Genomic DNA, 23,758 nt, shown 5'->3' on the forward strand with positions numbered 1-23,758 from the left:
CGAATATGCGTTCGCTTCGGTTCGGTGTGTTGGTGCTGCTTGGCGTTTCGTCGGTCATCAGTTACGGATTTGCGGCAGAGGACGTCGACTTCGCACACGATGTGCTGCCGATTTTGAAAACGCACTGTGCGAAGTGTCACACGAACGGCACATACAAAGGTGGCCTGAATCTCGATACCCGTGAGGACCTCCTGAAGTCGAAAGTCGTCACAATCGGCCAGTCGTCGAAGAGTGAATTGGTCAACCGGGTGGTCGCGGTCGACACTGAAATTCGTATGCCACCGGAAGGGGCGGCATTATCGGACAGGGAAGTCGATCAACTCAGAAGATGGATCGACACGGGTGTGTCCTGGCAAGAAGGGTTTTCATTCAAAGAGGCAGTCCCGACACGACCACTAAGTTTGCGACCGCAAAAACTGACTGCGGAAGAACCGGCCAATATCGCGTTGGATCGGCTCCTGAAAAACTATTGGCAGAAGAATGACATCACGCCGCCGCCGATCGTCGATGATGCCACTTTCCTGCGGCGGGTGTCGCTCGACCTGGTTGGTCTGCTGCCGACTTCCCGAGAATTGCTGGAGTTCGTCGCGGACAAATCCACGGACAAACGCAATCGAAAAGTGCGAGAATTGTTGGCTCGCGATGTGCAATACGCCGACCATTGGTTGTCCTTCTGGAACGATCTGCTCCGTAACGATTACGCCGGGACCGGGTACATCGACGGCGGTCGCAAACAGATCACAGGATGGCTGTATCGATCGCTTTACGAAAACAAACCCTACGACGAATTCGTGCGTGAATTGTTGAATCCATCACCGGATTCGGAAGGTTTCATCCGAGGCATCAAGTGGCGTGGCCGCGTGAACGCCAGCCAAGTGCGAGAAATTCAATACGCCCAGAACATCACGCAGGTGTTCTTGGGAATCAATCTCAAGTGTGCTTCCTGTCACGATAGTTTCATCGATCATTGGAAACTCGAAGACGCCTACAGTTTGGCGGCGGTGATCAGCGAAAAGCCGCTGGAAATTCACCGCTGCGATCAACCGACCGGTCACACCGCGACCGCGAAATTTCTCTTCCCGGAGTTGGGCGAATTCGATCCCGAACTTCCATCCAAGGAACGACTCGCCGCGGTCGCCGAGTTGATGACCAGCGAGAAAAACGGACGCTTGCCACGCACGATCGTGAATCGACTTTGGCAGCGATTGTTCGGACGCGGTTTGGTGCACCCGGTCGACATTATGGCGAACTCGGCATGGTCGGAAGAGATTCTCGATTTCCTCGCCATCGAGTTGGTCAAATCCGACTATAATGTGAAAGAGTTGCTCGCATTGATCGCCCTTTCGCGGGGTTATCAGAGTGAAAGCGTCAGCACCGATGGTGAAACGGCTACCGCGAAGGATTACGTATTCCGTGGCCCACGAATCAAACGCATGACGGCCGAGCAATACACCGATGCGGTTTGGCGAATCACCGGCACTGCACCAGCCACTCCGACAAAGCCGATCGAGTTGGTCGATGATCACAAAGCCGAACCTGTGCGGGCGGCGCTTGTGAACTCCGATTCTCTAATGCGATCGCTAGGCCGCCCCAACCGCGAGCAAGTCGTGACGACGCGTCCCGATAGTTTAACGACGCTACAAGCATTAGACCTGAGCAACGGCGAAGATCTCTCACGCCTAGTCAACCGCGGTGCGGATGGTCTACGAAAACAGCATCCCGATTGGAGTTTTGATCAATTCGCCAACGAGCTTTACCTGTCCGCATTGTCGAGAGCACCGACCATAGCGGAGCGTCGGATTGCGCAGGAACTCATTGGCGAACCGGCCACGAATCTTGGGCTGAGCGATTTCCTCTGGTCTCTATTCATGCTCCCGGAATTCCAAGCGATTCGGTAGGTATTTGGTAGAGTGCGTGTCACGCTAGGGAATACACCTTCATCGCAGAACTGCAAATGAAGTGCGTTACGCTTTGCGACACGTGCGCTATAAATGACGAAGACTTGTTGAGGTCAATAACCATGCAACGACGTAAATTTCTCCAAACGATGTCGGCTGCTTCGCTCGCGGCGATGGCTTCCGGTGCACCGCGAAGCTGGGCGGCAGAGGAACCCGTTGCCCACCCGGAACCGAAAGCCGACTGTCTAATTCTGCTTTGGATGGCTGGTGGAATGGCGGCACCGGATACGTTCGATCCGAAACGCTATTTGCCCTTCGAACAAGGCTTGCCGGTCGAACGCGTGATGAGCACCTTCCCATCGATACCCACCGCGATCGATGGCGTGGAAATCACGGAAGGCTTAGAGAACATTGCGTCCGTGCTTGATCGCGGCACCTTGATTCGCTCCCATGTGTTACCCGACTTGGGGCACATCTTGCATTCACGTCACCAGTACCATTGGCACACTGGGTACGTTCCGCCGCAGACTGTCGCTGCCCCACATTTGGGGGCGTGGATCAGCAAAGTCCGTGGGCCGAACAATCCGGCGATCCCGGCATTTATCGATGTCGGACAACGACTTGAGGGCGTCGGCGAGAAAGAAGAACTTAAGGCGTTCCATCAAGCCGGTTTCTTCGGCACGGAGTACGGACCATTTCTGTTGCCGTATCCGGACCAAGCCATCAACGCGCTACGTCCGCCGCAGGGCATGACCAACGATCGGTTCCGCAACCGCTACCAACAATTTCAAAAGCTGGTGCAAGCCAGTCCGCTCGGAGAGTTTGGCAGCAGTTACCAGCAGGAATCCATGATGCGGTCCATCGAGAACGCACATCGGTTGTTGAATTCGCCCGACCGCAAGGCGTTCGACATCACCTTGGAACCGAAGGAAAGTTACGACCGTTACAACACTGGTCGGTTTGGGCTGGGATGTTTGCTCGCTCGGCGGTTGGCCGAGTCGGGCGCGAGATTCATCGAAGTCACCACCGAATACGTGCCATTCTTGCATTGGGACACCCACGAAAACGGTCACACGACCGTCAAACGGATGAAGCACGAAATCGACCGACCGATCGCTCAACTCATTCGCGATCTCGACGAACGCGGAATGCTCGATCGTACGCTCGTCGTGTTAGCCAGTGAATTCAGCCGGGACATGATGATCGAAGGCGTCCCCGGCAGCACCGCACGAGACCAATCCCGGGCACGGACGGACAAGTTGACAGAGATGAAGCAGTACGGTTTGCACCGGCACTTTACCGGTTCGAGCAGCGTGTTGATGTTCGGCGGGGGTATCAAACGCGGTGCGGTTTATGGCGAAACCGCTCCCGAACGACCGTGCTTGGTGACGAAGAATCCCATCTCGCTCGAAGACATGCACGCCACCATTTACACCGCAATGGGCATCTCCCCCAAGACCGCATTTGACGTCGAGAAACGCCCGTTCTACGCGACCAAAGACGGACACGGAAAAGCGGTGATGGAGCTGTTCGCTTAACCTCTCGCTTCAAAACTGACAGCAACAGCGCATGGAGTGGGGCAGACATTCTTGTCTGCCCCATCTGATCAAAGTATGACGTGCGGTTTCGAATCGAGCCGCGTCTATTTCGGCAGTTCCGGCGCTTCGTGGTCGGGATAATTCTCGCTGGAGAGTCCTTCTTTCATGAAGGTGACCAAGTCTTTTTTCTCTTGGTCGGTCAGTCCCAGCGGGAAGATTTCTTCGTCGAGATACGGGTTGTTGACGCCACCCTTGTTGTAGTGCTCGACAACTTCTTCCAGCGTTTTCAGGCTGCCATCGTGCATGTAGGGAGCCGAACGGGCGATTTCTCGCAGCGTCGGGGTTTTGAACGAACCGGTGTCGCCTTTCAATTTGCTGATGGCGTAACGGCCGACGTCTGGATCTTCCTTGTCCATTCCGATCCCGACATTATGGAACGCGTTATCGGTGAAGTTCGGTCCGGTATGACAGCTTGCACAAACGGCTTTGCCAAAGAAGAGTTTCATCCCACGCTGTGCGGATTCCGACAACGCACTCTTGTCGCCGGCCTTGAATTTGTCGTAGGGAGCGTCTCCGGAAACGATTGTTCGTTCGTACGCGGCGATAGCTTTGCCAATGCGTTCGTCGGTGATCTTCTCGTCACCAAACGCTTCTTTGAACATTGCGTGATAACCGGGCACTTCGTTGAGGCGTTCAAGTGCCAAGTCCATCGTCATTTTCATTTCGATGGGGTTTTGAATCGGGCCCAGGGCCTGTTCTTCCAGGCTCGATGCTCGTCCGTCCCAAAACTGCATCTTGTTGTAGACCGAGTTGATAATCGTCGGTGCATTCCGTCCACCGAGTTGCCCGCCGACACCGGCCGATGTACTGCGACCATCGCTCCACCCCTTCTTCGGGTCGTGACAAGTTGCGCAAGAGATCGTGCGGTCCTCGCTGAGTCGTTTGTCAAAGTACAAGGCTTTGCCGAGCTTGATTTTGGCTTCCGTAACCGGATTGTCCTCAGGGTGGGCAATTTCATCCAGACCCGCGGGCACATGGATTTCGAACAGCGATTCCTGTGCGATAGCGTCCTTCCCAATGACGATAGCAAGAGCCACCAAAAACCAACTGTAGAATTGTGAGTTTGATAAATTCACAGACCTAGCGACCTTCATAGTGTTGTTGTCCGCCTCGTTGAAAATGGTCAATCGAATAACTGGTAACGAATCAATGTTTACGTACTTGTAGCCGGAAAGACTACAACATCGCAACTGCTTGGGTGTTCAGAAACCCAATGCTATTTTAGAGCCCTCGCCTTGCAAAGTCTGCAGGCCGATTGCCAGTGACCGGAAGCCAACACGCAGTGGCAACGAAGATTGTCGCACATGCAACTGACCGGGCAATGAATAGTAATTGTCGCTAGACTCTTGGACACTTCGCTGACTCGCTCGGCGGGATACACATCTTCTATCGGACCACGGCCGCGGAGTCGTCTGGTTGCTATAAAGCACGCGATCATTTTCATCGCCATCAACAATTTGCTTTTCGCAGAACCCAGTTTATTGCCATTTGGCGAGGTGGTATTTGTTCAGTTCAGGGATGAGTTAGCGTCTCCAAGTTGCATCTGCATGGGGAATTCAGGAAACTTCTCCGAAGCTGTCTGTATGTCGCGAAGGATTGGACGGCTGATGAGACATGTTCTTAGAAAACAATCATCGGAGACTCGATGTCCTTATTGTTGGATCAGATCCGCAAGGGTTATCCCCAACCCGACGGGAGCCGGATTGAGGTGCTCGATGTGCCGCATTTCGAGATGCAGCGGGGCGAGCAAGTTGTGCTGGTCGGTTCGAGCGGTGGCGGAAAGACGACGTTACTCAATGTTATATCAGGGATTACGTCACCAGACTCTGGCACGGTCAAGATCGATGACTACGATTTGACCACGATGCCGGAAGTCAAACGCGACCGATTTCGCGCACAACGGATCGGTTTTGTCTTTCAGACATTTAATCTGTTGCCCGCATTCACGGCGTTGGAAAACGTCGTGCTTGGGATGAGTTTCGCAGGTGGTGGAAGCGACCGAAAACGAGCGGTCGAACTGCTGAATTCTGTTGGACTAGGGCATCGACTGGGAAATCGGCCCGGGCAACTATCCGTTGGGGAACAACAACGTGTCGCGATCGCGAGGTCGTTGGCGAATCAACCGTCACTGTTGTTAGCCGATGAACCGACGGCGAATGTCGACGTCAAGAATCAGGACAACATCCTCAAACTCATCCGCGAAGCGTGCAATGAGCGGAATGTGTCGCTCCTGATGGTGACCCACGCCCCGGAAGTGGCTGAGCAGTTCGATCGAGTTGTCCGATTGGAAGAGGTGAACCGCGTGGCGGCGGAGGCGGTTCAATGAACGTATTTCAAATCGCTTTTCGCAGCATTCGACAACGTTTCGTGCCCTCCGCATTAACAGGTCTCAGTGTCGCACTCGGCGTAATGTTGATGGTGGCCGTCTTGGTCACTTATTCGGTCGTCAGCAATGCCTTTCAGCAGCGTTCGATCGACTATGACTTGGTGGTCGGAAAGCAGGGCGGTGAATATCAATTGGTACTCAGCACGATTTACCGGTTGGAAACACCGCCGGCACCGATTCCGTTTCGGTACTATCAAGTGCTGAAAAATCGGCCTTCGCTGTTTTACGAAGGAGTTCCCGCTCCCGAAGCCGCCGTTCCGATTGTTATGGGGGACACGACCCAGGAAGGCAATTTCCCGATCGTGGGCACCACTCATGAGTATTTCACCAATAACTACGCGCCGGAGCGGTCTTTCAAACTGAAAGGGACCGGTTTCACCGATTCGTTCGACGCGATTATCGGATCTCAAGTTGCCGAGCAGAACGGCTGGGACATCGGCTCGACATTCCAGATCCTACACGGCGGAGTGAACGCTCACATTCACGAAGAAAAGTTTACGGTCGTCGGTGTTTTGCAACGCACCGGAACCGCGAACGATCGCACAGCGTTTGTTCAGTTGAGCGGTTTCTATTCGATTGCCGATCACAATGACACGACCTTGGTCGAAGCCAAACGTCGTGAACAAGAGTTCTTTGGCAGCGATTACGATCGAATTGTGGCAGAGTCGGAAAAGTTTCCGGACACTGACGTCAGTGGCTCGGCGATTCCGACGGCTCGCAAGGCGGTGACGGCCATTCTCGTCAAATATCCCCGAAAAATGTTGACCGTGCCGTCAACGCTCTCGGGCATTATGAAGAAGGGCCACCGGGCTCAAGCGGTGAACCCGAACTCCGTCATGCGACAACTGATGAACCTAATCGTCGGGAATGTCGCGATGGCGATCGTGGTGATGACGGTGCTCGTTATCATTGTCTCGGGCATCGGCATCTTTGTGAGTATCTACAATTCCATGTCCGATCGACGCCGCGAGATCGGCATTATGCGAGCACTTGGTGCTCAACGTCAGACGGTCTTTTCCATTATCATGGCCGAGTCAATCCTGCTTTGCTTCGGTGGCGGGCTGATCGGCGTGTTGTTCGGGCACGGCTTGGTGTTCCTTGGGGCACCCATCGTGGAAGCCAAAACCGGGTTGGCGGTCGATCCGTTGACGTTCCATACTGCGGAATTCTACTTACTACCCGCATTGCTACTTCTCGCGTCTTTGGTCGGCTTTGTGCCGGCATTGACCGCGTATCGCACGGATGTGTCGCGTGCACTGGTCGAGTAAACAGTGCAAAAACCGTAGGATCCAACAAATCGGAGAGAATTGACGTAAGAAGAGGCGAAACCGACATCCTGAAGGCGTGTTGTGTCCTGATCAGGGACAAATTCCGCGTGAAACACCGTGGAAGCCTGGAATTCTGCTGGTAAGATAGCGGTATTGTTCGATTCTCTTCTTTCGTCGATCAGTCGAAGTATCGATTGGCGACCGTCTGGCCGTCCGTTGAGGAATGTAGAACCATGACACAATCACTGTCACCCCCGAAACCTGAAGTGGAATCGGTCGTCGACACAACACAACCAGTGCAAACCCCGGAGTTCAGTCCGTCTGAACGAAATGATTTCGAATACCGACCGATGTCGCTATGGGCGTCTGTTGCGTTGTTTCTCGGGCTTTGCTCGTTCGCGGGGTTGATTTCCGTCACGGGATTGATTGTCGGTGTCGCTGGGGTTTTGGTTAGCTGTATCGCGATTTTCCGAATCCGCAGCGCCCGAGGCGAGTTGAGCGGAATTCCGCTGGCAGGGACCGGACTGGTTTTGGCACTCGGGTTTACCTCCGTTGGAGCGATGATCCAGTATCAAGATTATGTCAATGAGCTTCCCCCCGGTTACAAACGCGTCAATTTCCCGAAAGACATTTCCGCGAAAGAGTTCGTGTTGAAGCGTGAGGGCGACAAAATGTTCTGGGACCTGCACCCGGAAGTGGAACCTTTGGTGGATCAGAAGATTTTCATCAAGGGATACCTATGGCAGTCTCGCGTGTCGCAACATATGAGCGAATTTGTGTTGCTTAAAGACAACGGCAAATGTTGCATGGGTGGTGACCCTAAGCCCTACGATATGATCGAAGTCCACATGCAGGGTGGCAAAACGTTCGACTACACGGACGGGTTGGTTTCTGTCAGCGGAGTTTTGCGAGCGAACATGCGGCCCAAACCGGGTGAAGCGATATACACGCTTGAAGCCGACGCCGCCGAACGTGCGAAGACGGTATTTTAGACCTGAACGACTTGGCATGGCTGACGGGTGACTCACCTATGGTCAGCGGAGGAACAAGGATGGATTGGAAAGCTTGTTGGATGATTGCACTTTGTGTCGGCTTCCTCGGATGTGGGAAGTCGCAGGAAGGCGATTTCCACACGTATTCCACCGATAACACTCCGGCGGACACGAAAACGTCTGGCGATGAAGATCGCAAGACGACCGAGAATTCCAACGTCTCGGCCGAAGACGAACAATTCCGACCTATTGAGACTCAGGAGCCTTTAGACCTCTCGACAAAACAAGTGACCTCTGACTCGTTGCCACCGACGGCTCCTGCGATGGCCGAGAAACCTGACAAGCCGAAACCTCAGAGCACGGTCGATGCGGCTTCGCTGCCGAAAGAGCCGGAACCACTGGAGATCAAGGTTCTGGTTCCTCATAAAGAGTTTCAGGAAGTTGGCCCAGAGAATGCAATTCGTGTCAGCTATGACGACATCGATTTGCTCAAGGTCCTCAATATGGACCCCGTCCCGGCCGATTGCGTCAAGTACTTTCCGGACTGGCTGAAGAACCTCGATGGCAAACGGATTCGATTGCGTGGATTCATGTATCCGCCATTTCAGGAAACCGATTTGCCGTTCTTCGTTTTGGCCCGTGACAATGCCATCTGCTGTTTCGGTCGCGATCCCAAACGCTACGACGTGATCGATGTCACAATGCGTGACGGTGAAACGACAGATTACATCGCCAATCGGCCATTCGATGTCGTCGGTGTCTTCCACATTGCTCCGGAAACCTCGCAAGGGCAGTTGTATCAGCTGTATTTGATCGATGACGCAATCGTTATCGAACCGTAAAAACACCTTCCCGCCAATACCACTCCAACGCCCCGTTGCCAGGAGTTTCGCAAGATGCGTTTATTGAACCTATTCTCGGCGATTGCCCTCACAATCGCACTCGCAACCAATGCTGTGGCTTGTCCGTTCTGCAGTGCTCCCTCGCTGACACTCAGTGAACAAGTCGATGCGTCCGATGAGGTCGTTCTGGTCAAGTGGGTGTCTGCTCGCAAGGCGTCCGCATCGAGTTCGAGCGAAACGAAGACGAACGCCGAGATCGATATTCCCGGTCGTGCGAATGTCAAAACCACTCCCGCGAAAACGGTCTTCGAAGTTGTCGAGATCATTCGGTCCAAGTCCGGTCTCAAGGCAGGCAAAACGATTGAGCTTCCGCAATATCGTGAAGCCAATCAAGGCGACTGGTTCGTATTGCTCGGCACGGAAACGCCGGTCGGGAAAGCTGTGGAATGGGGCACTCCGTTGGAAGTCGACGAGGCCTCCTTTGGCTACATCAAGTACGCTCCTGATGCGAAAGCTCCGACGCAGCAACGCTTGAAGTACTACGTCAAATATCTGGAATTCCCCGACGAACTCGTCGCGGGAGACGCCTACGCCGAATTCGCCAATGCACCCTACGAAGACATTGCCGCGGTTAAAGACACGTTTCCAAAAGATCGCGTACGGACATGGGTGTCCAATCCCGAAACGAACGTCACTCGGTTGGGACTCTACGGATTGATGCTCGGTCTGTGTGGGGAAGAGGCCGACATCAAATTGATGAAGGATAAGATCACTGAGGAAACCAAGGACTTTCGCCTGGGTATTGATGGTGTGATGAGTGGTTTTCTGTTGCTCACCGGTCAAGACGGTTTGAAGATCATCGAAGACACCAAACTCAAACCTGGCGTGGATTGCCCATTTAGTGAAACCTACGCCGCAATGCAGGCCGTCCGGTTTATGTGGACCTACGGCGATGGCGTAATCAGCAAAGAACGGTTGAAGGAATCGATGCGAGTCTTGCTCGATCGACCGGAACTTGCCGACTTGGTCATCACAGACTTGGCACGCTGGAAAGATTGGTCCGTGCAAGACCGATTGATGAAACTCTACGGTTCGAAGGGCTACGAAATTCCCGCCGTGAAACGGGCGATTGTGCGGTACATGCTTGTCAGCGCGAAAGGCGATGATGAAAGCGACGACGTGCCAAAGCATGTCGAGAAAGGGAAACAATACCTCGACGATCTTCGTGAACTCGACCCTGCCATCGTAAAACAAGCCGAGCGATTTTTGATTGTCAAATAAGCTAAAACCGTGTCAATGCTCGCTGTTAGTTCCCGGAGGGACCAGAATATTTTGAAGTTTGACCGACTCGTTGCCTTTCTTGTTTTGTTCGGCTTCACGTCGATTGCGTCAGCGTGCCCGTTCTGTGCACCGACCGATCCGACGCTGAGCGAACGCGTTTCGCAGGCTGATGCCGCGTTGTTGGGGCAATGGGTCGATGCGCAAAAGTCTGACGGAACCACTGGGGATCAAACCAAGTTCGCGGTGCTATCGCGATTGAAATTCCCGGAGAAAAAAACGCCGGACTCGATTCAAGTACCGCAGTTTGTACAGGGCAAAACAGGGGATTTGTTTCTGCTTCTCGGGCAATTGGATCCGGATTCCGGTTCGATCATTCTCTGGGAACGTCCCGAGGCAATCACTGAAACGGCTTTTCAGTACGTCAATCAGGCTCCGGCCCCCGAGTCGGCTCCATCGGAACGGCTTAAGTATTTCCACCGATTCTTGGAATTCCCGGATTCACTGATCGGTGACGACGCCTATGCAGAATTCGCGAAAGCACCTTACGAAGCGGTGTTCGCGGCTCGAAACAGTTTCTCGCGAGAAAAACTGCGGAAGTGGCTGACATCGGACGACGTTCTCGCCCCAAGGCGTGGTCTCTATGGTTTGATGCTTGGCTTGATCGGGAATTCCGAAGATGCCGCTCTGCTCAAGCAGTTGATCGATGACAAATCGGATTCGGTCCGGTTGGGAATTGACGGGGTCATGGCTGGTTTCGTCCTGATTCACGGAAACGATGCCCTACAGTATCTTCGGCGAACGATTTTCGAGGATCCGCAGTCACCGATTACCGATGTGCATGCCGCGATGACGACGATGCGGTTTTTGTGGAGTTCTGGACCGCCGGATGTTTCTCGGGAATCGATCAAAGAGACCGTGCGGGCTGTTCTCGACCGTCCAGCCGCAGCCGATATGGCAATTGCCGACCTGGCACGATGGAAGGATTGGAGCGTTCAGGACCGACTGATGAAGATTTACGAACGCGAAGACGCTGAAAATCCCCTGGGCCAGATCGCGATTCGTCGGGCCATCATTCGATATCTGTTAGCCAGTTCGCTCGACGAAGGTGATACCGGGACGATCCCCGAGCATGTGACGCAGGCCAAACAATATCTAGACGAAATTCGCAAGACCGACCCTCGTGGCGTTGCCGCCGCGGAACGAATTTTTGGCCGACGAAGCTTGCAGTCTGATTGACTTTAGCTGGCCGGTGACATACTGAATGAAACTGATGATAGCCTCGGTGGTCGGCTGCCGGGGCTTGTTTCTTGGACGACACCTTACTGCGAACGGCGACTGATGAGTCTATTTCGAGATGCGATCGATCGAATCGAGGGATATGTCCCCGGTGAACAACCGCAAGACACAGGTTGGGTGAAACTTAACACCAACGAAAACCCATATCCGCCGTCGCCGCGTGTCGTCGATGCCATCAAACATTCGGCCGAAGGTCGGTTGAATCTGTATCCCGATCCTCTCGCCAAGCGTTTTCGTGAAGTTGCTGCCCCGTTGTTTGGAGTCGATCCCGACTGGATTCTTCCCGCCAACGGCAGCGATGAAAACTTAACGATTTTAGTACGTTCGTTCGCCGATCCGGGCGAAACGATTCGCTCACCGTATCCGAGCTACATTCTTTACGAAACGTTGGCTGGAATTCAGGACGCGCGACACGAGCGGTTGAGTCTGCAACCAGATTGGAGTTTCAGCGACAAAGCGTTTGCCGAGGCCCAGAACAGTCGTTTGGTGTTCGTACCGAATCCGAATTCGCCGTCGGGTAATCGCTGGAGTGATGAGACGATTCTCCGATTGGTTCCGGAGAATGGTGTTTTTGTGCTTGACGAAGCATACGGAGATTTTTGTGAATCTCCGCACCATGCGGAATTGATCCGAGACACCAATTCGCTCGACGAAACCGCAGGGCGGATTGTCATCACCCGGACACTGAGCAAGTCTTACAGTTTGGCCGGGTTGCGGTTCGGCTTCGCGATTGCACGACCGGAACTGATCGCAGGCATGCGAAAAGTGAAAGATAGTTACAACTGCAACACCTTGGGGTTGGCAGCCGCCACTGCAGCATTGGAAGATCAGGAATGGATTAAGTCCAATGTGGCGAAAGTCCAAGCAACGCGAAAACGACTCTCCGATGCCTTGACCAAGTTCGGTTTTCAAGTCGTTCCGAGCGAGACGAATTTCGTCTGGGTCACGCATCCGTCGCGAAGTCATTCTGAGATCTTCAACGATTTAAAATCCCGAAAGATTTTGCTTCGATACATGAAGTTCCCAGGGGCGTTTCCGGAGTCGGCAATTACAGAGGGTTCCGTTTTCGATGGATTGCGGATTACCGTCGGAACCGATGCCGAGATCGATCGCTTACTGGCCGAACTCGAATCGATTTTGTCATAACGCAAGAAAACCCGGATGGAACCGAAGTTCCATCCGGGCGAGAGAGAGTCAGACACCAGCGGCCGGCTCGAGAAGCCGAGAATTTACTGGAGTCGTCATGTCTTCAGCAGCAATTAGTCAAGCAGACCGAACAAGCAGCACTTCTTTTCAGGAGCGGCACAAGTTGGCTCGCAAACGCTGACGCAAGAAGGAGTCGGAGCACAGCAGCTTGGTTCAACGTGGCAGCATTTTGGAGCAGGTGCACAGCAGGTCGGCTCGCAAGCAGGAGCACAGTTGGCAGGAGCACAAGCAGCGGGAGCACAGCAGGTCGGTTCAACGTGGCAGCACTTCGGAGCCGGAGCACAGCAGCTAGGCTCTTCGCAGCACATTGGAGCCGGAGCACAGCAGGACGCTTCTTTCTTGAAGCAGTCGAAAAGACCGGCATTGGCCGAGCTAACGCTACACAACAGCATCGCAGCAGAAAGGGTCATCCACTTCATATTGACGCAACTCCTCGAGGGGTTCTGAGTTGAACAGTCGAAACTTAGGGCGAAAACGTCGCGTTTGCGGTGTTTCCGATGGTGAGATTTTTGCTTCACTGTTCTTTTTGTCTTGGTGAGCAACACACACAATATTTCGTCCAGATCGGGGTGATTCGCACAGCCAATTGTTTCAGGATTTGCCCGACTTCCAGCCGCGGTGCCACACGCGCCGATTGTGCCGATTATCCGATCACCTGGGGCCTGAGTCGTCTGGTTGATGGGCGAAATCGCTACAATTCTTCAGTTTTATCTCGTTGACAACAAACACCTTATCACTATGGTTCCCGCGTTGACTCCGCTGTTGATGACGCTCGCGTTGACTTTACTCATTGTGCCTCTCGTTCGCGCATCGATGGCCGTTCGGGGGACCACTCTCGTGGGAGCTGCCGGCTGGAGTTGGGTGGCCTGGGGTGTTTGGCTTTCGACCTGGGTTGCGGATGGGGTTTTCCATTGGGATTCGGCCTTTGTCGAACTTGGGTGGTACACGGCTGCTTTATTAACTGTTTGCCCGGCGTTGTCGATTTTGGGAGCCAAGCGACCCGGGGCACGGGTGTGGACCTTGTTCGTCGTGTTTCCATTTCTACTCGTCTTTACTTGGCCGTTGCTCGCTGACTGGGTTCGCGATGCCACTTTGCAATCGTTCCAGGTCGAATTGCCAATGCGTCTCGGGTACGTGCTGGTCCTGGTGATGGGCTTTGGAAACTATGTGGGAACCCGCTGGACGCTACCGGCAATCTTGATCGCCGGAGCGGCCGGGACCCTGATGTGGACATTCGAGGTCCATCGCATTCCGAGCGAATCGGATGGTGAGATCTCTACTCGAATGATCGCTACCGGAGTTTTGTGTCTGTCTGGTGCTGTCGTTTGGAGAATGAATTCTCGGGTTCAACCCTGTCAGCAGGGATTCGACGAATTCTGGGACCGCTACCGCAATACGTTCGGAATCGTTTGGGCCATCCGATTTATGGAACGAGTGAATGCGACGGCCGAGAAAGAACAGTGGTCTGCCCGCTGGGAATTGGATCGAATTGCTTGGCAAGAAGTTCCGGAAGATGAGCGTCGGCATACGCTAGAACGCATGGAACATACCGTCCGCTGGCTTGGCCGACGTTTTGCCGACCCCGAATGGCTGGACAGACTAATTCCGAACACGACGCCTAGTAAGTCTCTGCCTGATGAGACACCGAGTTGAAGGATTCGGCGGCGATGGATACAACGAAAGCACGCTCACCCGTCTCCTCCTGCCTACAACGATTGTCACATGACAGACTCCGAGATTAATTTATTCAGTGACACCGTAACTCGTCCGACGCCGGCCATGTATGAGGCGATTGTCTCGGCACCGGTTGGTGATGATATGTCGGGTGATGATCCGACGACGAACGCCCTCGAAGCCGAAATGGCGGATTTGCTGGGGAAAGAGGCAGCGGTGTTTGCCTGTACGGCGACGCAGGCGAATCAAATGGCTGTCCGCGTGCATTGTCGGCCCGGTGATGAATTACTGATCCACCCCACCGGCCACATTTCGAACTATGAAGCTGGTGGACCGGCGGCATTGTCCGGGGTGAGTTGCCGATTTGTCTCCGGCCCGTATGGCATGCCGGATATGGAAGAGTTGCAGTCGATGGTGCGACCGCTCGATCAGCATTTTACTCCGACGCGTCTTTTATGCGTGGAAAACACGACCAACCTGGGTGGCGGACGGGCGTGGCCGTTGGATCGACTGCAAACAGTCACGAACTGGGCTAAGGATCAAGGATTCAAAACCCACATGGACGGTGCCCGGTTCTTCAACGCAGTGGTCGCTCTCGGATGCGATCCCCGGGAGATTGCTCGGCATGTCGATACGGTGACGGTGTGCTTCTCCAAGGGACTAGGTTGTCCGATGGGAGCAATTTTGGCCGGCGACGAAGCAGATATCGCCGAGGCTCGCCGGTATCGGAAATTGTTTGGCGGTGCCCTGCGACAATCGGGCGTGGTGGCGGCAACGGCACGTTACGCGATTCAGCACCATGTTGAACGCCTGAAAGAAGATCACGCCAATGCAAAGATTCTCGCCCAGGAACTTGCCAAAATCGACGGTGTCAAAATCGATCTGGATGCCATCGAGACCAATCTGGTGTTTTTCGAGATCGATCCGGCCATCGGAACGGCTGCACAACTATCGGCGGAATTGCATCGTCGGGGGTTACGGATCGGGGCACTTGGGAGATATCGGCTGCGTGCGGTGACGCATTTGGATGTCGATCGAGATGACGTTTTGATGGCCGCGCGAATCGTGCAAACCGCCATCCGCGAAGGACTTTCCGCGGACATCACACCTGCTGTTCAGTACTAGTGGGACCAAAAATCGTATTCGTTGAATTGAGGCTTGGCACCTTACTGAAGTCACGCAAACCTTGGCAAGCACTCTAACATATTCTGTCTTTGCTTTTGGCTGCGTCATTTCGATGACGAATTTCTATCTGACCTTTATTCGCTATCCACTTTATCGTATTCGCGGTGGCAAGAAACGCGATTACCGATTTGTTTCCGGCTTCCCGATAATCGGTTCACTGTCAATCCTTCTCTCACTCGGGTTCGTGCAGATGCCAGTTTACCTTCGGTGGTTCGGCGCAGTTTGTGCGATTCTCGACACTGGCGGCTTGCACTGGTTCCTCGTTGTGATGGTCTATGAGTCACGCGTCAATGGAAAACGCGAATAAACCATCTCGTCAGAAACATGAAGCGGGCTCGGAAATCTGAGGTGTCTTAACCATTCGATGACAAGACATCCACGAATTATTGATTGCCGGACATATTGGGCTGGCGGATCGGCGTTTCGATTGCCGATACCAGTATTGCACGTCCATGGAATCGTTGGGACGCTGCCCGATCGGCCTTCTCCGCAACATGATCGTTGCCGACGCCGATTACCCGCTGGAGCGGAGTCTCTAATGTCCCAACGAAACCCCCGGTTGAACCGGACCCCCCAATTGCGGTACAATACCCGTGTGAATTCTTCCGTGAATGAACGGAAGGAACCTCTCGCCGGTACGAGTTCTCGCAATTCTGGGAGTGCTGACATGGATGTACGAGGCACCGGGTCCTCACCCATTGTGCGCCCCGTAAATATGCCCAAACCCACTTCCCCCGAATCCGCCGCACGTCAAACTCCTACATCGGGAGCAAGCAATGCGGACGGTGATCAGATCGAAATCTCTGCGGAAGCCATTGGCAAATCCAACGCAGAGAACAATTTGCGTCAACAACGACTCGATGCCATCAAGGCTGCGATCGATGCGGGAACGTATGAAACTCCCGATAAACTCGAGGCAGCCTTGGGAATGCTATTTGGCGAATTAGGGCTCGACGAAGATTGAGTCTGAAAAAACTTGGCCTCCAATTTGAGTTTTCGCCACGATCGGTAATAATACATTACCTTTCGCGTTAGAAGGATTGGCATTGCCAGTTACCGCTGGCGATGAATCCCTTGGGCATCTCGATTCGAGTTGCAAATACCCACATCTCCAAGAATTACCGACGAAGTAGGCAGGATGAGTGATTTGCCAACCGTCACTGTGGCGGTTTCTCCGATTGACAAGTTCCGTGAGTATTTGGCCACTCAAGGGATGCGGCTGACGCATGAACGATCGGTAATTGTCGAAGATGTTTTCTCCCAGCACGAGCATTTCGATACCGACCAAATCGTCGAACGATTGACGCCAGGCAAAACCGGGCGACGAGTCAGTCGTGCGAGTGTCTATCGTACCGTCGGCTTGCTGGAAGAAGCCGGACTCATTCGAAAGGTCGCTCGGAATAACGAGCGGGATGTCTACGAGCACGACTACGGCTACCCGCGACACGATCATTTCATCTGCGATCGTTGTGACAATCTCATTGAATTCGAGAATGACCGCGTGGCGGAACTGATCGAAGAATTGGCCCGCGAGACTGGGTTCCGAATGACCGGTCACCGCTTGGAAGTTTACGGGATTTGCCAAGAGTGTTCGCGACCGCGAAAGCGTAACCCGAAACTCGATTTGCTTTAAAGCCAATTGCGATTGACCTTAGCAGCTGTGGTCTCGCGAACGCAGAATGACGGTTTAGCGTCGTTTGGTTTGCTCGAACGGTATTGCTCGGAACGTGCGGACAATCGCTAGCAAAACACAGAAAGCGGCGACGGCGACAGTCGTCAGAATTGCAAGGCTGATCCAATCGCCGAACGTGGTTCGAAGCGGTGTCCACAGCCAACGCCAGCTGTACAAGACCATGACTGCTCCAGCCGCCAGATACGGACCGTAACCGACGAAACTACGGCCCGTTACAATGCCGGACGCGATTGCAACAAAGAGCCCGGCAAGCGGTGCCAGTGCGAACGCGAACAGCACGGGTTGCCAGCCTACAAAGCTACCAATCATTGCCATAATGGTCACGTCGCCGAACCCGAGTGCTTCCCGACCCAGGATGACGCGAGCGATCCAACGGGTGACGGCCACGATCAAACCACCGGCAAGCAATCCGGTCATGCTCCAGGCAAACCCGTGCCAGTGCGGGTATTGTTCGACCCAGTCGGGAATGTACGCACCGCGGTAACCTAATACCGCCTCATTCCAATCGATCCATATCGGTACCATTTCCAGTTGACCACTCACCGTTGCCGCTGTGATTCCGATGACCATCCCCGGAATCGTGATTGCATCGGGAATCACGTAATCACGCATGTCTGTGACGACGGAGGTCATCAGTAGAGCGATGAGGACAAGATGGTAACCGAGTCGTAGGAACTCAGCCGTCTGACTGAGATTGATTGACTCGATCTCCTGGCATCGCCCGAGGAGAACCGACCATGCAAGGGTTGCGAAAATGCCGGCTGTCGCGATTGGTAACAGCACTGTCATCGCGACCGAGTAAGGTTGTGGAGGTTCGATATCAGCGGTGAGCCACCGCCCCCAGGAGATTGCTCCCCAACCTGCAAACAGGCCGCAAACAGTTGCCAATACAATTGGTAGTGTCGAATCGGTCATGAGTTCCAGCTTGACTACCTTCGGAGGTGTATTGCAATTTTTCCCGGTTGCTCGGCACGCCCATTGCTATTTTGGGAGATGGCTTTTTCTATCGTGATCGGTTTGCAGAGCAAATGACGGTCGGGTATGGTCCAAAGCCACTTCGATAGACAATCTAACTCTCTTGCTTCCACCGAACGCGCTCAAGGAGAAGCTGTGAAACACACCATTCGATGGCTCACGTTATGCCTGCTATTTGCAGGGTTTTCCACATCACCCGTTATTGCCCAGGAATCGAACGGTAATAGCGATGGCGATTTAACACAAGCAAAAACCGAAACAACTGCCGAGTCTGAAGTTGTTCCTGAGTCAGAAAAACCGCCGCGACGAGCGGAAGGGTTTGACAGTGCGGACACTGCCTGGATGCTTATTTGTTCGGCACTAGTGCTTATGATGACAGCACCTGGGCTGGCGTTGTTCTACGGGGGACTGGTTCGTAAGAAAAATATCCTGGGAGTGATGATGCAATGCATCTTCCTCATGGGCACTATGTCGATTGTCTGGGCACTTTGGGGTTACAGCTTAGCTTTTGGCAATCATTCGCTCGGTGGATTCATCGGAGACGGCCACTTTCTCTTCATGAGCAACGTTCTGCCGTATTTCGACACCGATGCGGGTCAAGCGGTTTATCCAATGGCTGGGGCCATCCCGGAATTGGTTAATATGGTGTTCCAGATGATGTTCTTCATCATCACTCCCTGCCTAATTTGCGGTGCATTTGCCGAGCGGATGAAATTCAGTGCGATGGTCGTCTTTTCCATCCTCTGGGGGACTTTCGTCTATTGCCCGATTGCACATTGGGTTTGGGGCGGCGGGTATTTCAGTTCCGGTCAGCCGCTGCACGCATTCGACTTTGCGGGTGGCACGGTTGTCCATATCAGTTCTGGCGTCTCAGCCCTACTGTGTGCGGTGATTATCGGGAAACGGCTGGGGTTCAACCAGGAACCGATGCCGCCTCACAATTTGACTTACACCTGTATCGGGGCCGCTCTGTTGTGGGTCGGTTGGTTCGGGTTCAACGCGGGGAGTGCGGTTGCCGCGGATGTGCTTGCAGTCAATGCATTCGTTGCCACGCACTTGGCTGCGTCTGGCGGAGTCATTTCTTGGGCCGGTGCGGAATGGTACTTGCGAGGCAAGCCCAGTATCCTTGGTGCATGCTCGGGAGCCGTGGCCGGATTGGTTTGCATCACGCCGGCGAGTGGCACCGTGACACCGCTTTCTGGAATTCTTCTCGGATTAATTGCGGGGCTTGCCTGTTTTTGGGCATGCACTTCGCTCAAGTCAAAATTTGGTTATGATGACTCTTTGGATGCCTTCGGCGTTCACGGAGTTGGTGGGACCGTCGGGGCTCTGTTGACGGGAGTCTTCGCAACACGGGCCGTGACAGGTGACGATCACCCGATTGGCTTGTTGGAAGGGAATGTCGCACAAATGGGCCCACAGTTAATCAGTATTGTTGCCGCCGGTGGCATTGCATTGATTGGAACCTTCGTCATCCTCAAGGTGATTGATGCTACCATTGGGTTGCGGGTTTCCCAGCAAGACGAAATTCAAGGTTTGGACCTCAGCCAACATGGCGAGGAAGGTTACATATTTCTTTGATCGGAGCTTGTTTTCAGTCGTTGAGTTTCCTAAAGACTTCGGCAATCCGCAGGCATACGAAATGAACTTCGCCATGTCTGTCGGTTTGCCGGTGATCTGAGTAAAGTAAACGACTGCGATGTGAGTTTTCGAACAAACGTTTGTGTCGTGTATATGATGTGACGAGAGAGTCATCCGTGGAGAAGTACAGATGAAGAAAATCGAAGCTGTCGTTCGGCACTTTAAGTTGGAAGAAGTCAAAGACGCACTAACGGGCATGGGCATTCAAGGCATGACTGTCTCGGAAGTCCGTGGGTTTGGTCGTCAGAAGGGGCACAAGGAACAGTATCGTGGCGCTGAGTACACGGTCGACTTCCTGCCGAAAGCCAAGATGGAAGTTGTTGTCTCCGACGACCAAGCAGCTGATGTCATCGAGACCATTCTGCGGACTGCACGCACTGGGCAAATTGGTGACGGTAAGATTTTCGTCTCGACCTTGGACGAAATGATTCGCATCCGAACGGGTGAGACCGGTCAGGAAGCTTTGTAGATCGAAATGTTGGATCGTCAATCGTTGAGATTGAACACCTAAGAATACACACATCTGTCATTTCATGAAACGAGCGGGTGGCGCTTCCCGTGAGTTCACGAGGAGTTATTGCAATGAAAAAGGTTGAAGCAGTCATCCGTCACTACAAATTGGAAGACGTCAAGGACGCCTTGACCAAAGCCGGCATTCAAGGAATGACGGTTTCGGAAATCCGCGGTTTTGGTCGCCAACGTGGCCACAAAGAACAGTACCGTGGTACCGAGTACACCGTTGACTTCCTGCCTAAGCTGAAGTTGGAAGTCGTGGTGTCCGACGACATTCTCAGTAAAGCCGTCGAGACAATCATGACGACCGCTCGGACAGGGCAAATCGGCGATGGAAAGATCTTCGTCACCGACTTGGCTGATGTGATTCGTATCCGGACCGGAGAGTCCGGCGCCGAAGCCATCTGAGCGACCTGGAAACGGCTAACAGGAGACGATTGTGGCCCATGGTCACTCTCGGATTCGCCGAATGTTCGTGATAGAAACGGACTGGAAATGCAACAAGTCCTCCAACCGTCCGGTCCCTTTTGGACCGGTTTTTTTTTCGTCCTGATCTTGTGGAGCGTACGTGATCTCTTCGAGCGATCGACAACGAGTCTCACTTGGAGAATGGTGAGATGAGCGGGGCGATCACATCCACCGATCAAATTCTGACCGTTCTCAAGCAGCGGCGTCAGAGTATTTCCGATCTGCGTGAACGCTGTCGGCAATTGTTTCAGCGTGGTGCGACCGGTATCCAGGTGGCATCGTCGTTGTCGGAAGGCATGGACCGAATTCTGACACGGTTGGTCGAAGACGAATTCGCGAATCTCGGTGAGGCTCAGCAGCAAGCGATCCGGGAAAATGCAGCCGTCGTTGCGGTGGGGGGAACCGGGCGGGGCGAGCTTTGTCCGTATTCCGATATCGATCTACTTTTCCTTTACGATCCCTCAGCTGCGGTCCCTTTTAACGATTTTAGTGCCATTGTCGTGCGTGCCTTATGGGACGCAGGGGTGCAACTTGGGCATTCGGTACGCACAGTCAAGGAGTGCGTCATTCTCGCCAAGAGCGAGCCGCAGATTGCGACGGCTTTGGTCGAAATGCGTTCGTTGTGGGGGAGCGAACGACTCGTCAACACGCTGCGAAAACAATTTGAACGAAAGGTGATTCACCGACGACTGCGAGCGTTCGTAGATAGCTGTATCGAGGCTCGCGGTTCTGAGCGGTTAACGCATGGTAATACGGTTCAGCAACTCGAACCGGACCTGAAATCCTCACAAGGCGGACTCCGCGACTATCATTTGCTGAGATGGTTAGGGTTTGCCTTGTTCGGCGAGCGAGATGTCGATTCCCTCAAGTTGAACGGATCGCTCACACGGGAAGAAGCGCATGATTTGCTCGCAGCGTACGAGTTTCTCCTCAAGATTCGTATCGATATGCACTTCCATGCGAATCGTGAACAAGATCGACTGACGCGAGACGAACAGTTGCGGATTACGAAGGCCAGGAACATCCAGGCCACTCCCGCACAGCGACCGGTCGAAGTCTTCATGCAGCTCTATTTCCGACATAGTTCTGCACTCTCGGAAATTGTGATGCGGTTCGTGAATCGGCATTGCCCGAGAACGTTGCAAGATCGGCTTTTGGAATTCGCGTTGACTCATCGTGTGAATACGATGTTCCACGCCGGACCCGGTTGGATCGACGTTCTGCCGCGTTACCGAGAGACGGTGCAGTCGAGCTTGTTGGAGATCCTCAAACTCTACTACGCGGCCGCATTGTACGGGCTGACTCCGAAGCCACGACTAGCGGCCGAACTCAAAAACGCGGTGCCGAAGCTAAGCGACGAAATCACGCCGCGAGAAGCCGATATGTTCTTGCAGATTCTCAGCTGCACGACGTATCTGGGAGTGGTGGTTCGTGGTCTGTTCGATATTGGGGTGCTCGAGATTCTCATCCCCGATCTCCGACACGCCCGTTGTCTGCTGCAATTCAATCAGTATCACAGTTACACGGTCGACGAACATACTCTCAAGGCGATCGAATGCTGCATTGAATTCGAGAACGACGAAGATCATCTTGGTCGAGCATATCGCGCGATTCAGCACAAAGAGATCTTACACCTGGCGATTCTTCTGCACGATGTGGGCAAGGGTTACGAGGAAGATCATTGCATCGTTGGCAAACGCATCGCTGAGCGAATTGCCGAGCGTTTCGATCTGCCGGAACATCGGGGCCGGACGTTGGCATTGCTGGTCGAATTACATCTGACGATGGCCGACCTGGCGTTTCGTCGTGACATCAGCGACCCGGCGGTGATCGTGCCCTTCGCCAAAGATATCGGTAGCTTAGACACCCTGCGAATGTTGTTTGTCCTCACCGCTGCCGACATCTCCGCTGTCGGACCAGGCGTGTGGACGGACTGGAAAGCCGGGCTACTGTCCGACTTTTACTGTCGCGGAATGTATGTCCTTAGTGGTCGGAAATTCGAGTATCAGGAACAACAACGCTTCCGCGAAATCTTTGAGTTCGTGTTGCTCTCGTTAACCAGTCACGACGAGAGCCAAGACGATGTTCGCGATTGGCTGACCCAACAGTTGCTGAGTTTTCCGCCGCACTACTTGGCGGAAACGACGAAGCAACAAATCGCGTCCGACCTGAAGACGCTGCGAGTCATCGAGCCTGGCGAGATTCAAGTCAGTGGAGCGTGGAATGACGAGACGGAAATTGTCGAATACCGTCTTATCACTCACGAAACGACCGTGAAAGGGATCTTCCACCGGGTGCTCGGGATTCTTCGATCGAAACGCCTGACGGTGCACTCGGCTCAAATTAGTACGACGGCCGAAGGTTACGTTGTCGACAGTTTCCGCACGAGCGACTACGACTTTGCCGGCGAGGTTCCCGCGGAACGAATTGATGAAATCACTGAGGCACTGCGTACGGGCCTATTGAAGGAACAGCCGGTTGAAGCGATGTTCCAGAAGGCCAGTCGCTACATGAGTCGCCCGCAAGAATTGGTTTCCGAACTCCCAACACGTGTTGTCATCGATAACAACACATCGCCCAAATGCACGATTCTCGACGTGTTCGCCCAGGATCAACCGGGCTTGCTTTATCTGATTTCACGAACGTTGTACGAACTGAATACGTCCGTGGTACTCGCCAAGATTTCAACCCATTTCGACCAAGTCGTTGACGTGTTCTACATCACCGATCAAGACGGCAACAAAATCATCGATGGTGATCGTCTCGGCAAGATGCGTGAGGTCTTAGTCGAACGATTGGAACATTTCGAAGATGAAGGACACCAGGCTTTCAGTTGAGCGGA

The 23,758-nt window shown here is 53.6% G+C and carries 20 protein-coding genes; 18 read left to right on the forward strand and 2 right to left on the reverse strand.

Translation table 11 applies throughout. The features are described from left to right. Window positions 1–5: 5 nt before the first annotated feature. Window positions 6–1,898 (forward strand): PSD1 and planctomycete cytochrome C domain-containing protein, encoded by a 1,893-nt coding sequence (locus tag AC5DDB_RS18970; protein ID WP_491741325.1) that lies wholly within the window; start codon window positions 6–8, stop codon window positions 1,896–1,898. A 122-nt stretch (window positions 1,899–2,020) separates the two neighbouring features. Continuing rightward, window positions 2,021–3,436 carry a DUF1501 domain-containing protein gene (locus AC5DDB_RS18975; protein ID WP_491741326.1) on the forward strand — a complete coding sequence of 472 codons (1,416 nt, stop codon included), beginning with the start codon at window positions 2,021–2,023 and terminating at the stop codon, window positions 3,434–3,436. Between the two features lie 104 nt (window positions 3,437–3,540). Here the strand turns inward: AC5DDB_RS18975 and AC5DDB_RS18980 are convergent, their stop codons facing one another. Beyond that, window positions 3,541–4,533 (reverse strand): cytochrome-c peroxidase, encoded by a 993-nt coding sequence (locus AC5DDB_RS18980; RefSeq protein WP_491741327.1) that lies wholly within the window; start codon window positions 4,531–4,533, stop codon window positions 3,541–3,543. A 608-nt stretch (window positions 4,534–5,141) separates the two neighbouring features. On the opposite strand from AC5DDB_RS18980, the gene AC5DDB_RS18985 reads away from it, so the two are divergent. The 12 genes from AC5DDB_RS18985 to AC5DDB_RS19040 all read left to right on the forward strand — a co-directional run bounded on the left by AC5DDB_RS18985 (window position 5,142) and on the right by AC5DDB_RS19040 (window position 17,259). Then, window positions 5,142–5,822, forward strand: a complete 681-nt coding sequence (locus AC5DDB_RS18985) for an ABC transporter ATP-binding protein (protein ID WP_491741328.1) — start codon at window positions 5,142–5,144, stop codon at window positions 5,820–5,822. Then, complete coding sequence (locus AC5DDB_RS18990) at window positions 5,819–7,150, forward strand: ABC transporter permease (protein WP_491741329.1); 1,332 nt, start codon at window positions 5,819–5,821, stop codon at window positions 7,148–7,150. The genes AC5DDB_RS18985 and AC5DDB_RS18990 overlap by 4 nt, the downstream gene beginning before the upstream one ends. Window positions 7,151–7,383: 233 nt before the next feature. Then, window positions 7,384–8,142 carry a hypothetical protein gene (locus tag AC5DDB_RS18995; protein ID WP_491741330.1) on the forward strand — a complete coding sequence of 253 codons (759 nt, stop codon included), beginning with the start codon at window positions 7,384–7,386 and terminating at the stop codon, window positions 8,140–8,142. 59 nt (window positions 8,143–8,201) lie between these two features. Beyond that, on the forward strand, window positions 8,202–8,984 hold the full coding sequence (locus AC5DDB_RS19000) for a hypothetical protein (protein ID WP_491741331.1): 783 nt from the start codon (window positions 8,202–8,204) through the stop codon (window positions 8,982–8,984). Window positions 8,985–9,038: 54 nt separating this feature from the next. After that, entirely contained in the window at window positions 9,039–10,265 is a 1,227-nt protein-coding gene (locus AC5DDB_RS19005; protein ID WP_491741332.1) for a hypothetical protein, read from the forward strand. Window positions 10,266–10,316: 51 nt separating this feature from the next. Then, entirely contained in the window at window positions 10,317–11,501 is a 1,185-nt protein-coding gene (locus AC5DDB_RS19010; protein ID WP_491741333.1) for a hypothetical protein, read from the forward strand. A 102-nt stretch (window positions 11,502–11,603) separates the two neighbouring features. Next, entirely contained in the window at window positions 11,604–12,707 is a 1,104-nt protein-coding gene (gene hisC / locus AC5DDB_RS19015) for a histidinol-phosphate transaminase (RefSeq protein ID WP_491741334.1), read from the forward strand. 738 nt (window positions 12,708–13,445) lie between these two features. Further along, window positions 13,446–14,420, forward strand: coding sequence for a hypothetical protein (locus AC5DDB_RS19020; RefSeq protein ID WP_491741335.1), 975 nt, complete (start codon window positions 13,446–13,448; stop codon window positions 14,418–14,420). A gap of 69 nt (window positions 14,421–14,489) precedes the next feature. Then, a complete protein-coding gene (locus tag AC5DDB_RS19025; RefSeq protein ID WP_491741336.1) occupies window positions 14,490–15,566 on the forward strand; it encodes a threonine aldolase family protein in 1,077 nt (358 codons plus the stop codon). Window positions 15,567–15,678: 112 nt separating this feature from the next. Next, window positions 15,679–15,933, forward strand: coding sequence for a hypothetical protein (locus AC5DDB_RS19030; protein WP_491741337.1), 255 nt, complete (start codon window positions 15,679–15,681; stop codon window positions 15,931–15,933). 408 nt (window positions 15,934–16,341) lie between these two features. Next, entirely contained in the window at window positions 16,342–16,590 is a 249-nt protein-coding gene (locus AC5DDB_RS19035; protein WP_491741338.1) for a flagellar biosynthesis anti-sigma factor FlgM, read from the forward strand. Window positions 16,591–16,764: 174 nt separating this feature from the next. Continuing rightward, window positions 16,765–17,259 (forward strand): Fur family transcriptional regulator, encoded by a 495-nt coding sequence (locus tag AC5DDB_RS19040; RefSeq protein ID WP_491741339.1) that lies wholly within the window; start codon window positions 16,765–16,767, stop codon window positions 17,257–17,259. A 54-nt stretch (window positions 17,260–17,313) separates the two neighbouring features. On the opposite strand, the gene AC5DDB_RS19045 is transcribed toward AC5DDB_RS19040, so the two are convergent. Next, window positions 17,314–18,234, reverse strand: coding sequence for a prepilin peptidase (locus tag AC5DDB_RS19045; RefSeq protein ID WP_491741340.1), 921 nt, complete (start codon window positions 18,232–18,234; stop codon window positions 17,314–17,316). A gap of 195 nt (window positions 18,235–18,429) precedes the next feature. Here AC5DDB_RS19045 and AC5DDB_RS19050 point away from each other — a divergent pair, with 195 nt between their 5' ends. From AC5DDB_RS19050 to glnD, 4 genes are all read left to right on the forward strand, one after another. After that, the gene (locus AC5DDB_RS19050; protein ID WP_491741341.1) at window positions 18,430–19,875 is read left to right on the forward strand and encodes an ammonium transporter; all 1,446 of its coding nucleotides are present in this window, start codon (window positions 18,430–18,432) and stop codon (window positions 19,873–19,875) included. A 190-nt stretch (window positions 19,876–20,065) separates the two neighbouring features. After that, complete coding sequence (locus AC5DDB_RS19055) at window positions 20,066–20,404, forward strand: P-II family nitrogen regulator (protein ID WP_491741342.1); 339 nt, start codon at window positions 20,066–20,068, stop codon at window positions 20,402–20,404. Window positions 20,405–20,517: 113 nt separating this feature from the next. Continuing rightward, window positions 20,518–20,856 carry a P-II family nitrogen regulator gene (locus AC5DDB_RS19060; protein ID WP_491741343.1) on the forward strand — a complete coding sequence of 113 codons (339 nt, stop codon included), beginning with the start codon at window positions 20,518–20,520 and terminating at the stop codon, window positions 20,854–20,856. Window positions 20,857–21,065: 209 nt separating this feature from the next. Beyond that, entirely contained in the window at window positions 21,066–23,753 is a 2,688-nt protein-coding gene (gene glnD, locus AC5DDB_RS19065; RefSeq protein WP_491741344.1) for a [protein-PII] uridylyltransferase, read from the forward strand. Window positions 23,754–23,758 lie beyond the last annotated feature (5 nt).

The sequence above is a fragment of the Thalassoroseus sp. genome, from assembly GCF_984380535.1.